Raw genomic sequence first — 13,316 nt, 5'->3', positions numbered from 1 at the left:
AATTGACTAAATAACAAAAGGCCGTCTCAACGCTTGAAGACGGCCTTTTGTTTAACCTTTTAGACCAATATATGTTTTGAGACATTAAACTTAATTGTTTATCGTTTAGCGTAAGTAGTTAAACTCTAAGTTATTTCTTTTTTATACTAAATGTAGATACCCAATATTTAGTATTGGCTTTGAGAAATAAAAATCTCAGTTAAAACCAGCGCGAAACTCCAAAGGCGAAAGATCTGTTTTAATTTTAAACAATTTACTGAAGGATTGGGGATGTTCAAATCCCATTTCATAAGCAATTTCACTTACCGATAAATTTGTTGTAGATAATTTTTCTTTAGCTACAGCTATTAGCTTGGCGTGTATATGCTGCTGCGTGTTCAGCCCTGTAAGCACTTTTAGTAGAGTGCTCAAATATTTTTTAGAAACATTTAGTTCTTCTGCTAGAAATTGGACAGAAGGTAATCCGTGTTGAGAAATTCGGTGTTCAAAATAGTCATCAAGCAAATCTTCCAGCCGTTCCAGAATTTGATGATTGGCTTTTTCCCTTGTGAGAAACTGACGGTTGTAAAATCGGTCTGAATAGCTTAGCAGGCTTTCTATCTGCGAAATGATAATCTGTTTACTGAAACGATCAATATTTGTATGGTATTCCTGTATAATGTTCTCAATAATACCACTGATTGTTCTCTGTTCTTTTTCTGAAAGAAAAAGTGCTTCGTTTACTGAGTAATCAAAAAAATCATATCGTTTAATAGTTTTGACAAGTGATGTATTCCACAGAAAATCAGGATGTATTAATAGCATCCAACCAGAACGTTTTTCGGCTGGGTCATGAGCTGGCTGGATTCTGAAAACCTGATTTGGCTCCATGAACGCCATAACTCCTTCATCAAAATCAAATTCTTGCTGTCCATAATGCATTTTTCCAATCATTCCCTTTTTCAGTGAAATCATGTAGAAATCAAGAATCCAGTTTATTTCGCCAATGTCAACAGCCTGTTTAATACTGCTATAATCCACTACGCTAATAAGCGGATGCTCGGGTTTAGGCAGACCGCGAAGCTTGTGAAATTCGCTGATTGATTTGATTCTCTGTGTCTGCCTCTGTTCCATAAATGCAAATTTAGTAATGTTTTTGCTGTTCCTGTCTCTTTAGAAATAGTTTTGTTTCATATCGTCCAGTAATCCAATATGTTCAGGTTTCCAGTTTAGAAGTTCCTGCGTTTTTAAGTTTTCTGCTGGACTGTCAAAAGAAATAAAACGGCTCATCCATTCAAAGTGCGAAGCAAGATCATCGCCAGAGAAAGAAGCAGATGGCAGATTTAACTGTTCACTGATTAAGGTTGCAATGCTTTTTATTTCTATACTGTATTCGCCCACAACATTATATAGCGCACCTTTTATACCTTTCTCTGCAGCAAGACGGAAAGCTTTTGCTGCATCTAAACGGTGTACTGCAGTCCAGCGATTTGAGCCATTTTCAGGATAAGCTGAAATACTGTTTTTAAGCGCTTGTGCAATAATAAATGGAACAAAGCCCTTGTCGCCTTTGTCATGAACTGAAGGTGCAAGGCGGATTACAGAAGCATTAATACCTTTTTCAGCCAATGCTAGAGCAGTAGTTTCAGAAGAACGCGGAATGCCAGATGATCTGCTTTCTTCCGTAATGATTCCATTGATGAGTGGTAACCCCAAAGTGCCTGCTGTTACTACCAACGGTTTGTCTGTACCAACTAATGCTTCACCCATTGCGTTAATAGCCTGTTTGTCCATTTCTGCGGCTTTTGCAAATTGTGTAAAATCATGAAAAAAAGCAGTATGGATAACAGCGTCAGCCTGCAGAGCTCCTTTTTTTAATATTTCCAGATCTTCAAGATCTCCTATTAATGCTTCTGCGCCTAAATCTCTTATGATCTGTGCAGATTTTTCTGAACGCGCCAAACCAATTACTTGATGTCCAGCACTGATTAATTCTCTTACTACCGCAGAGCCAATGAAGCCCGAAGCTCCAGTTACAAATATTTTCATTTTAATACTGTTTTTATTTAGGCAAAGATCGGCACAACATGAAGAGTAAATGTTTCCAAAAGTCAGATTCTTGTAGCCAGAATGGAAATGGTATTTTAGTAAGATGAAGTTATTAAGAATGTATTAAACGATTTAAAGTAACAGAAGAAATCTACAATACATGTTATGAAGAAATCGTATAAAACGTGCAATAGCAAAAAGCTTTTAGCTTATTAGCTATTTTTAAGAAGTCTTAGTTTGGTATTCAATCAATTATTTACCATCCGCCTTTTAATCCTTCTTTTAGAGCACTGTTATATTTCTCCAAATCAAAACTATACAAATCTGGTGCTTTATGCGCGCCGCCTCTTCGTGATTCATCTAATTTCGTGAGTATATCGTAACGAAGAATTTTGCGGTAGAAATTTCCTCTATTTAATTTTTTTCCTAAAATACCTTCATATAGTTTTTGAAGTTCTGGCATTGTAAATTTCTCAGGAAGAAGATTATAGCCAATCGGATGATTGTTTAATTGTTCACGAAGTGTTAGCAAGGCTTTATCATAAATACTTCTGTGATCCATCATAAACTCGGGAAGATTGTCTATTAAATGCCATTCAACAGCACTGGAAAATTCATCAATAACCAAATTTACCTGCGAATATTCAGCCAAAGCATAATATCCAATTGAGATAAAACGCTGTTTGTACCAAATGTCATCATCATAGTCTGCAAAAGCATCTTCAGAACGATTGCGATTTCCAAAAGTATGAAACTGATGCAGATAAATATTTTCAGTTCCAGTTCTGTCTTTTAAGATGCGAACTGCAGCTTCATCAACATTTTCAGTCTTTTTTACATATCCGCCAGGTAGTCCCCAAGATTCCATGTCTTTCATTTTTAAAAGTAAAACATGAAGAGAATTTTGATGAAAACTAAAGATCACACTATCAATAGAAAGTGTCGGAATATATTTTTTCCAAGCCTCTTTAGACTCGATTTCGAGAAACTTTTTGAAATCCATGACGGTATAATTAGCTTCAAATTTAAACTTTTTAATAGTTACAAGTCAAATTAGCGCAATTTTTTCTGACAACTTTTTAAACGTCACAAAAAAAATGATAAAAGGTGATAATCTATTTTTTGATCCTCTTTTTTGAATTTGATAAATCAATTATAAATCAAGTCTTTTTTTCAATAATTACAGGACTTTACGCAAACGAGATAGTAAAATTTAAGTGTGAGTTTGACAATTCAGGCATATCTTCTTGTTTGTTGTTTTTATGCAATTTAAGGATAGGTTTTAATGCGATATTAAAAATTATAACATCAATTATTTGTTGATATGAAAAATAGTATTTAATATTGATTCATTATGAAGCAATGAAAAATTCATAATGAAAAACCTAACTTAACTACTCATGAAAAGATTAATTATTGCCACGATTTGTCTGGCATTTTATCCAGCTTCCGAAGCTTTTTCGCAAGAAGATAAAAAACAGCAAGCAACAGATTCGATTAAGAAAAACACCAAAATCGTAGAGACAGATACGAAAGAAGAAAAGAATAGAAACGTAATGCTTAATGCGGCCAACAATACGGGACCACGTGAAGTAAATATTGGTCTTCCTTCATCAGTTGGAGGAATTACGATTCAAGAAAATGATTTGCCAGTTGTTTATTATTTCTGGCCAGAACTTCCAAATCGTACTTGGAGACAAAGTACAAGCTTAGGAAGAACAGGATTATTAAAAGTTGGTGAAGCGGCGATTACTACTGGAGATTTAGGATTTGCTGTAAACTCATACACAAAACTGGGAACAGATAAATTAGAAATAGTTGGAAATCTTTCTGGTTCAAGTTTCGGATGGATGAAAGGAGACTTAAATGTTTCAGGCCCGTTGGCAAAAGGTTGGTCTTATACAATGGGAGCTTATGCCAATTTTGATCCGAATTCTTTTGATTTGAAATTTGCTAAATATTCAGACCGAACTCAAATTTATAGAGCGGGTTTGACTAAGAAGTTCAATAACGGAAAAGGTCAAATTAGCTTTTTATATAAATATGCAAACTCAGCATCCTTAACCAATTACGCAGTTTTTAAATATAAAGAAGGCGGAAAAGTTGAAGAATATAACGATTTTAAAATCGGACGTGATTCGTACATCGTAAATGATGGAATCATGAAATTCAAAGATATCTTGACTGGCGAAACTAAATTTGCCGATATGGGCGGAAGTGATGCAGCATCAACTTCGCATACTTTTGATATCTTAGGAAATTACGATTTGGCAAATGATTGGAAATTTAATTTCTCTACGCGTTTTCGTTATGCTGAAGCTTCTCAGTTAATAGCTATTCCGCTGGGGATTTTTGAAGCAACTGCTGCAGATAACTTCACTTACAAATCGACTGGTAATGCTTATGTTGGAAATGTAAACTCAATGTTGGGATTATACACTGACGGAACTCCGACAAAAACGGCAATGTCAAGATTTGAGCTTACAAAAAATATAGAAAAACACAAATGGAGATTTGGTTTAACCGAATACTATTATCAAGTTGATGACTTTACTTCAAGTAGATCTTTCTTTAATCAAACAGTTAGTGCAAATCCAGATAAATTGGTTCGTAATACGCCTGGAGGAACTTCAAATACAGATTCAGACGGATTTTACAATTACAATGTTGGAGGTGAATATCATAACGGTTTTGAAAATAAATTATCAGGTTATTTCTCTGATAACTGGACGATTTCAGATCGTTTCAGTTTAGCTTATGGAGTGAATTTGAGATACCACAAATTAAAAGGAGATTATTACCTGACGCCAAGAACTCCAGATTTGGTGTTTGATCCAAGTCAGAAAACGTATTTTGATAACAACTGGTTTCATTTAGGAGGTTCTGTAAATGCAGTTTATAAAGTAACAAGAAGTGCAGGAATACTTGCGGATTTTACTTATACAGAAAAAAATGGACAGTTAGAAAGCTACTCTGGAGCCGTAGCGCCAAATAATGCCAAATCAAAAAGTCCAATGGCAGCATTTGGATTATATTTCAATCAGAAAAATTTCAGCATTGTTTCTCAGGCGACTTATTTAACCAGAAATAATTATCTGGCGAGATTAAACTTAGTAAATCCATCAGATGCTACGCAGTCAGAAGTAGCAACGGTTTTCTATGATATTCAAACTTTAGGCTGGACAACAGATATTGTGGCTTCTCCATTCAAAGGATTTGATCTTCATTATTTAATTACGTTTCAAGATCCAGTTTACAAGAATTATGATTTTACTGCTTTTGGAAATAATTATTCATATAACGACAAAAACGTTTTGGAAATCTCTAAAGTATTAATGGAAATTGATCCAAGCTACACATACAAAGATTTCAAGGTTTGGGCAAGTTTCCGTTACTTCAGCAAGCAGTATGCTAACCAGACAAACGCTTTATATTTTGCGCCAAGATGGGAAACTTTCGGAGGTGTAAATTACAAAATCAACGATCATTTTGATATTGGTTTAACTGCTGTAAACTTCTTAAACCAAACGGGAGCAAAAGGAACAATCAACGGAGCAGAATTAATTACAGATGCTTCAGCATATTACGATCAGCTTTTGGTGGGATCTTACATTCGTCCATTTACTTTGGAAGCTTCTCTTAATTTCAGATTCTAAATTTTATTTCGATGAAAAAAATAATTATAACTGCTGGTTTCGCTTTTTTTCTGAGTGTGACAATGCAGGCACAGCAAGCCAATTTTACAATTGTTAAAAATAATAAAGGTGCAGATTTGGGATATTCTCCTGAATCTGGCATCAAGATTTTGACTGTAAATGGTAAAAAGTTTAAAGATTTAAACAAAAACGGAAAGCTTGATAAATATGAAGATTGGCGACTTTCGGCAGATGAACGAGCGAAAGACTTGGCTTCAAAAATGTCTGTTGAACAAATTGCTGGTTTAATGCTTTACAGCCGTCATCAAGCTTTGCCAGCAGGAGTTTCAGGATATAATGCTGGAACTTACAACGGAAAAGTATTTCCAGAAAGTAATGCTAAAGCATATAATTTAACAGACCAGCAGAAAGCATTTTTAAAAGAAGATAATCTGCGTCATGTTTTAATTACAAGTGTTCAATCACCAGAAGTTGCCGCTTTATGGAACAATGAAATGCAAGCTTTTGTAGAAGGAATTGGATTGGGAATCCCAAGTAACACGAGTACAGATCCACGTCATACAGCAAATGTAACATCTGAGTTTAACGCAGGAGCAGGAGGAACAATCTCGATGTGGCCTGATGGTTTAGGAATGGCTTCAACTTTTGATCCGAAAATTGTGGAGCAGTTTGGGCAAATTGCCGCAAAAGAATATCGTGCGCTCGGAATTGCAACGGCTTTATCTCCGCAAATCGATTTAGGTTCTGAGCCAAGATGGTACAGAATTTCGATGACTTTTGGCGAAAGCCCAGCTTTAACCAGAGATATGGGAAGAGCTTATATTGATGGTTTTCAGACTTCATACGGAAAAGACGAAATCAAAGACGGTTGGGGCTACAAAAGTGTAAACGCAATGGTAAAACACTGGCCAAGTGGTGGTGCGGAAGAAGGCGGACGCGACGGTCACTGGGCTTATGGAAAATTTGCGGTTTACCCTGGAAATAATTTACAGCAGCACATTGATCCGTTTATTAATGGTGCTTTCAAATTAAAAGGAAAAACGAGTAAAGCTTCGGCGGTAATGCCTTATTACACGATCACTTTTGATCAAGATAAAAAATACAACGAAAATGTAGCCAACGGTTACAGCAAATATATTATTACCGATTTATTAAGAGACAAATACGGTTACGATGGAGTTGTATGTACAGATTGGCTGGTAACTGCAGAGGAAGGAAAAACACCAAATGTTTTTGCGGGAAAACCTTGGGGAGTTGAGAATCTTTCTATCGATCAAAGACATTACAAAGCAATTATTGCTGGTGTAGATCAATTTGGTGGAAATAATGACAAGAAGCCAGTTTTGGCAGCTTACGAAATGGGAGTTAAAGAATTTGGAGAATCTTTTATGAGAGCCAGATTTGAAAGATCAGCAGTTCGTTTATTGAAAAACATTTTCAGAGTCGGACTTTTTGAAAATCCATATTTGAATGTGGAAGAGACAAAAGCTGTAGTTGGAAATCCGGAGTTTATGAAAGCGGGTTATGATGCACAATTGAAGTCGGTTGTGTTGTTGAAAAACAAAGCGGCAGTTCTTCCTGTAAAAGAAAAGAAAACCGTTTTTATTCCGAAGATATATACGGCTTCAACCAAAGATTGGTGGGGAGTTGCTAGTCAGCCAAAATTAGAATATCCAGTTAATTTAGAATTGGTTAAGAAATATTACAATGTTACCGAAGATCCTTCAAAAGCAGATTTTGCAATTGTTTTTGTGACAAGTCCACAAAGTTTAGAGGGTGGTTACGATTTGAAAGACAGACAAAACGGAAGCAACGGTTATGTGCCAATTTCACTTCAGTACGGAACTTATACTGCAACTGAAGCAAGAACAAAAAGTATTGCAGCTGGCGATCAGGTTATTGATCCAACAATAAAAGACAGAACTTATAAAAACAAAACGGTTACTGCAGCCAATACAATGGATTTGAGAACGATTCTCGATACCAAAGATATGATGAACGGGAAACCAGTTATTGTTTCGGTTACGGCAAATAAACCAATGATTTTTAATGAATTTGAAAAAGAAGTAGACGGAATTGTTTTGAATTTCGGAGTTTCTTCTCAAGCTGTTTTGGATATCATTTCAGGAAAAACAGAACCTTCAGGATTGCTTCCAGTGCAGATGCCTGCGAATATGGAAACGGTTGAAAAACAATTTGAAGATGTTCCGTATGATATGATTCCGCATAAAGATACAGAAGGAAATATTTATGATTTTGCTTTTGGATTGAATTGGAAAGGGGTTATTAAAGATGCCAGAACAGAAACATATAAAAAGCAGTAATTCTTTATAAGATTTTAAACCTAACAGGTTTTAAAAACCTGTCAGGTTTCTACAAAGTAAACACAATCTTGTCATCCTGAGGAACGAAGGATCACACTAGAAACTCGGTAATCTTTGTCGAATATTGGATGTGATCCTTCGTTCCTCAGGATGACAAAACAGGAAAGATTAAAAAAACAGAAAAACCATAAGTAATATGAAAATTAAATATCCAATATTATTAGTGTTTTGTTTGCTTTTAAGCATTTGTTCACAAGCACAATCAACTGCTAAAAACTCTATTTCGAAAGATTTGGTAAATCCCAGAATGCGTGTTATTGTCGACAATGATTTTAGTGGAGATCCAGATGGATTATTTCAATTGGTGCATCAGATTTTATCGCCATCGGCAGAAATTAAAGGCATTATTGGATCGCATTTAAAACCGGGAGATGGTTTTGATTCTTCATCAGAAACTGCTACAAATGCGGTTAAAAAAGTGAAAGAACTTCTGGAAGTCATGAAACTTCAAAGCGCTTTTCCAGTTTATGAAGGTTCCAATTTACAATTGAAAGATTCTAAAACGCCAAATATTTCTGAAGGAGCAAAAGCCATTGTAAAAGAAGCAATGCGTACCGATGTTAAAACGCCGCTTTATGTAGTGTGCGGTGCGGGTCTGACAGAAATTGCAAGTGCTTATTTAATGGAACCTAAAATTGCCGATCGCTTGACTTTGGTTTGGATTGGCGGTCCAGAATATACTGATTTGGCTTCTCCGCCACCAGGATATACTTCATTAGAATATAATCTTGGAATTGATATAAAAGCTGGACAAGTTGTTTTTAATGATTCGGAAATTCCAATCTGGCAAGTGCCGAGAAATGCTTACAGACAAACGCTTTTATCATATTCTGAATTGCTTTTGAAAGTGAAATCAACGGGAAAAACAGGAGAATATCTATCAGAAAAAATAGAAAGTTTAATGAAGAGAGTACAGCAATTCGATCTTCATATTGGCGAAACTTACATTATGGGAGACAGTCCGCTGGTTTTGCTGACTGCTTTACAATCTTCTTTTGAGTCAGATCCGAGTTCGAGTTTTTATGTTCTGAAACCATCTCCTTTAATTAATGCGCAAGGTCTTTACGAAACCAATCCTAACGGAAGAAATATTCGGGTTTACAATCAATTGGATACTCGATTGATGTTTGAAGACTTTTTTGCAAAGCTTCAATTATCAAAAATCTAACTTTTAAAAACTATATATTATGAAACATAAAGTTACAAAAACAGTGAGAGTAACGCTTTTAACGGCGCTTGTACTTTCTAGCTTGTCTTTTAACAAGTTACCTGATAACGAAAATGATCCTGTAATTACAATCAACGGATTTAGTTTTGTTGATTCGAATAAAAATGGAAAATTAGATCCGTGGGAAGATACGCGTCTTTCTGTAAATCAGAGAATTGATGCTATTATCAAAGAAATGACCAATGCAGAAAAAGTGGAATTATTAATCGGAACCGGAATGCCAGGGATTGAAGTTTTGACTGGTCCAGTTGGAGATTCTAAACAAGGTTTGGTACCGGGAGCAGCGGGAGGAACAGCAGCTTTTGAAAGATTCGGAATTCCTGCAACAGTCGTAGCCGATGGTCCTGCGGGATTAAGAATCGCGCCAACAAGAGAAAACGATTCTAAAACCTATTATGCAACAGCATTTCCTGTTGGAACGGCTTTGGCTTCGACTTGGAATAAAGCGCTTTTGGAAGAAGTGGGAAAAGCAATAGGAAATGAAGTTAAAGAATATGGTGTTGATGTTTTATTAGCGCCAGCATTAAACATTCAAAGAAATCCATTAAACGGAAGAAATTTCGAATATTATTCTGAAGATCCTTTAGTTTCTGGAAAAACTGCTGCAGCAATCGTAAACGGAATCCAGTCGCAAGGCGTTGGAACTTCGATCAAACATTTTGCTGTAAATAACGAAGAAACCAATCGTTTGACTGTAAATGCTCATGTTTCTGAAAGAGCGATTAGAGAATTATATTTGAAAGGTTTTGAAATTACCGTTAAAGAATCTGATCCTTGGACGATTATGTCTTCATACAATAAATTGAATGGAATTTATACTTCTGCAAATAAAGATTTATTGACGGAAGTTTTAAGAAATGAATGGGGTTATAAAGGAATTGTAATGACAGATTGGTTTGGTGGTTTCCCAGGTTTTGAATCGATCCAAAAAGGTTCAAATTCTGATGTTGTGCAACAAATGATTGCAGGAAATGATCTTTTAATGCCTGGAATTCCAGTTCAGAAAAAAGCGATGTTAGAAGCTTTAAATTCGGGAAAATTATCTCAGGAAGTTGCGAATACAAATGTTAGAAGAATTTTAGAATATATTTTCCGCACGCCGACTTTCGCAAAATACAAATACAGCGACAAACCAAACTTAGCTCAAAATGCTGCAGTAACTAGAAAAGCGGCGGCTGAAGGAATGGTTTTGCTTAAAAATGAAAAAAACGCGCTACCTTTCGCTGACAAGCAAAAAGAAGTTTCTTTATTTGGTGTGACTTCATACGCTTGGATTACAGGCGGAACAGGATCTGGAAGTGTAAATAACAAACACACAGTTTCTCTTTTAGAAGGTTTGAATGCTGCGGGTTACAAATTAGATAAAGAATTGGTTGATTTGTACACGCCTCACGCTGAGAGAGAAGTTGTTTTTGAAAAAGAAAGAAGAAAAGCAAGAGGTATTTTGGCTTTGCCAGAAAGACTTCCAGAATTAAAAATGGATGATGCATTCATTGCTAAAAAAACAGAAAGTTCTGAAATTGCTTTTGTAACTTTAGGAAGAAATTCTGGAGAAGGCGGAGACAGAGTAGTAGACAACGATTTTAACATGGCAAACGAAGAAATCGAAATGTTGGATAAAATTTCAAAAGCTTTTCATGCAAAAGGCAAAAAAGTAGTTGTGATTTTAAATATTGGAGGTGTAATTGAAACAGCTTCTTGGAAAGATAAAGTAGATGCTATTTTATTAGCTTGGCAACCAGGTCAGGAGGGAGGACATTCTGTTGCTGATGTAGTTTCAGGAAAAATCAATCCATCTGGAAAATTGACTATGACTTTCCCAACGAAATATGCTGATACACCTTCAGCTAAAAACTTTCCAGGATTCCCAATTGATAATCCGACAGAAGTAACTTATGAAGAAGGAGTTTATGTTGGATACCGTTATTTCAATACTTTCAACATTAAACCATCTTACGAATTCGGTTTTGGAAGTTCTTACACCACATTTGAATATTCGGGTATAAAATTAAGCTCTCCAACTTTCAAAGATAAATTGACGGTTTCTGTAACAGTTAAAAATACAGGGAAAGTGGCTGGAAAAGAAGTAGTTCAATTATATCTTTCGGCACCTTCAAAATCAATAGATAAACCGAAAGAAGAATTAAAAGCTTTCGCTAAAACAAAAGAGTTGAAACCAGGTGAGAGCCAGACATTGACGTTGACTTTAGCTCCGAAAGATTTGGCTTCTTTCTTAGAAAATAAAAGTGCATGGGTTGCTGAAGCAGGGGATTATAAAGTACTTGTTGGGGCTTCTTCTTTAAATATTAAACAAACTGCTTCCTTTTCAGTTTCAAAGGAAATTACAGTTGAAAAAGTGAAGAAATCTTTTGAATTAGATTCAAAGTTTACTGAACTTAAACCTTAAAATTTAGTTAGTTATTCCTGAAAACCGTCTTGATTTTTTTCGAGGCGGTTTTCTCGATTTATATATTTTGTTAGTTATGAATACCAAAAACACCTCTAATCAAGCGGTTCCAAATTATACTTTACCGCTTATTACAATAACATTACTATTTTTCATGTGGGGATTTATTACCTGTATGAACGATATTTTGATTCCTTATCTAAAGAAATTATTTGATCTTACTTTTGTAGAATCAATGCTGGTTCAATTCTGTTTTTTCGGCGCTTATTTTCTTGGGTCATTGGCTTATTTTATATTTTCATATTATAAAGGTGATCCAATTAATAAAGTGGGATATAAAAAAGGAATTCTTTCTGGAATTCTTCTTTCTGCTTTAGGCTGTATTTTATTTTATCCTGCAGCTACTTTTTCGGCTTATGGCTTATTTCTGGGTGCTTTATTCGTTCTCGGATTAGGATTTACTATTTTACAGATTACAGCAAATGCTTATGTGTCATTGCTTGGATCAGAAGAAAGCGCTTCAGGACGATTAAATATGACACAGGCTTTTAATGCTTTTGGAACTACTATTGCTCCCGTTCTTGGCGGTTTTCTGATATTTGGCTCAGGAAATGACCACAATATTACAGCAGAGGCGACACGTATTCCGTATCTTGTTTTTGCAGGAATTTTAATTTTGGTAGCTATTTTAATTTATAATGTAAAATTACCATCTTTTCAAACCGAAGAAACAGAACATGGGGGATTGGGAGCTTTGAAATTTCTGCATCTGAGATTAGGAATTTTAGGAATCTTCTGTTACGTTGGAGGAGAAGTAGCAGTAGGAAGTTTTATTATCAGTTTTCTAGAATTGGATAACATTGGAGGGTTAACGGAAGCTGTGAGTAAAAATTATCTTGCGATGTATTGGGGCGGCGCCATGATTGGACGTTTTTTAGGAGCTATTTCGTTAAATCAAAGTATAAATGCTTCTAAAAAAGTCTTATATATGATAATTACTGCTGGATCGGTTTTCGCACTGATTTATTCTATTGTAAATCTTACTTTTAGTCAGATGAGTTTTTTTATTGTCTTTTTGGTTTTGAACTTTTTTGCTTTTATGATTGGAAAATCAGCACCAGCAAGAACGTTGGCAATATTTGCTTCTATAAATATTGTTTTGTTGCTTTTAAGCATTTTTACTTCTGGGAAAATGGCGATGTACAGTATACTCGGAATTGGTATTTTTAACTCGATTATGTTTTCTAATATCTATACTTTGAGTATTGCAGGATTAGGAAAATATACAAGTCAAGGTTCGTCTCTTTTAGTTATGGCAATTTTAGGAGGAGCTTTGATACCGTTAATTCAAGGTGTACTTGCTGATTCTGCTTTTGGAGTGCAGAAGTCATTTATTGTTCCTGTATTCTGCTATTTATATATTCTTTGTTTCGGAGTGTATTGCGCAAAGAATATGAAGTTTGTCGTGCATACCAAAAATGTTTCTGGGCACTAATTTTTTTGATTCTCATTCTTCAATTAAGAAATCATTTAATTAGTAAACTTTTTATCTTATTTGAAAAACTTATATCCACTTTGCGCCTTGAACTTTAGGTGCAAGTGGATATACTTTT

8 protein-coding genes are annotated in these 13,316 nt (G+C 35.2%); 5 read left to right on the top strand and 3 right to left on the bottom strand.

Going from position 1 to position 13,316, the window contains the following annotated elements:
- Positions 1 to 195: 195 nt before the first annotated feature.
- The 3 genes from V6624_RS17780 to V6624_RS17770 form a co-directional block, all read right to left on the bottom strand.
- The gene (locus V6624_RS17780) at positions 196 to 1,113 is read right to left on the bottom strand and encodes an AraC family transcriptional regulator (RefSeq protein ID WP_338839582.1); all 918 of its coding nucleotides are present in this window, start codon (positions 1,111 to 1,113) and stop codon (positions 196 to 198) included.
- Positions 1,114 to 1,152: 39 nt separating this feature from the next.
- A complete protein-coding gene (locus V6624_RS17775; protein ID WP_338839581.1) occupies positions 1,153 to 2,028 on the bottom strand; it encodes an SDR family oxidoreductase in 876 nt (291 codons plus the stop codon).
- A gap of 256 nt (positions 2,029 to 2,284) precedes the next feature.
- Complete coding sequence (locus tag V6624_RS17770; protein WP_338839580.1) at positions 2,285 to 3,031, bottom strand: NUDIX hydrolase; 747 nt, start codon at positions 3,029 to 3,031, stop codon at positions 2,285 to 2,287.
- Positions 3,032 to 3,428: 397 nt separating this feature from the next.
- Between V6624_RS17770 and V6624_RS17765 the strand changes: the two genes are divergently transcribed.
- The 5 genes from V6624_RS17765 (at position 3,429) to V6624_RS17745 (ending at position 13,198) form a co-directional block, all read left to right on the top strand.
- Positions 3,429 to 5,684, top strand: a complete 2,256-nt coding sequence (locus V6624_RS17765; protein WP_111284096.1) for a TonB-dependent receptor — start codon at positions 3,429 to 3,431, stop codon at positions 5,682 to 5,684.
- Positions 5,685 to 5,695: 11 nt separating this feature from the next.
- A complete protein-coding gene (locus V6624_RS17760) occupies positions 5,696 to 8,008 on the top strand; it encodes a glycoside hydrolase family 3 protein (RefSeq protein WP_338839579.1) in 2,313 nt (770 codons plus the stop codon).
- 196 nt (positions 8,009 to 8,204) lie between these two features.
- Positions 8,205 to 9,236 carry a nucleoside hydrolase gene (locus V6624_RS17755; protein WP_338839578.1) on the top strand — a complete coding sequence of 344 codons (1,032 nt, stop codon included), beginning with the start codon at positions 8,205 to 8,207 and terminating at the stop codon, positions 9,234 to 9,236.
- 19 nt (positions 9,237 to 9,255) lie between these two features.
- Positions 9,256 to 11,703, top strand: coding sequence for a beta-glucosidase (locus V6624_RS17750; RefSeq protein ID WP_338839577.1), 2,448 nt, complete (start codon positions 9,256 to 9,258; stop codon positions 11,701 to 11,703).
- A gap of 76 nt (positions 11,704 to 11,779) precedes the next feature.
- Positions 11,780 to 13,198 (top strand): sugar MFS transporter, encoded by a 1,419-nt coding sequence (locus V6624_RS17745; RefSeq protein WP_338839576.1) that lies wholly within the window; start codon positions 11,780 to 11,782, stop codon positions 13,196 to 13,198.
- Positions 13,199 to 13,316: the final 118 nt, after the last annotated feature.

Origin of the sequence: Flavobacterium ginsenosidimutans (genome assembly GCF_037478105.1) — a bacterium.
GTDB classification, from domain to species: Bacteria; Bacteroidota; Bacteroidia; order Flavobacteriales; family Flavobacteriaceae; genus Flavobacterium; species Flavobacterium ginsenosidimutans.
Note: the sequence above shows the minus strand (reverse complement) of the source record. Positions and strands in the feature narration are given on the sequence as shown.

What these genes read in the sequence shown, in the direction of transcription:
- V6624_RS17755 (WP_338839578.1), top strand. Translation starts at nt 8,205, where the DNA reads ATGAAAATTAAATATCCAATATTATTAGTGTTTTGTTTGCTTTTAAGC.
- V6624_RS17770 (WP_338839580.1), bottom strand. Translation starts at nt 3,031, where the DNA reads ATGGATTTCAAAAAGTTTCTCGAAATCGAGTCTAAAGAGGCTTGGAAA.
- V6624_RS17750 (WP_338839577.1), top strand. Translation starts at nt 9,256, where the DNA reads ATGAAACATAAAGTTACAAAAACAGTGAGAGTAACGCTTTTAACGGCG.
- V6624_RS17760 (WP_338839579.1), top strand. Translation starts at nt 5,696, where the DNA reads ATGAAAAAAATAATTATAACTGCTGGTTTCGCTTTTTTTCTGAGTGTG.
- V6624_RS17765 (WP_111284096.1), top strand. Translation starts at nt 3,429, where the DNA reads ATGAAAAGATTAATTATTGCCACGATTTGTCTGGCATTTTATCCAGCT.
- V6624_RS17745 (WP_338839576.1), top strand. Translation starts at nt 11,780, where the DNA reads ATGAATACCAAAAACACCTCTAATCAAGCGGTTCCAAATTATACTTTA.
- V6624_RS17780 (WP_338839582.1), bottom strand. Translation starts at nt 1,113, where the DNA reads ATGGAACAGAGGCAGACACAGAGAATCAAATCAATCAGCGAATTTCAC.
- V6624_RS17775 (WP_338839581.1), bottom strand. Translation starts at nt 2,028, where the DNA reads ATGAAAATATTTGTAACTGGAGCTTCGGGCTTCATTGGCTCTGCGGTA.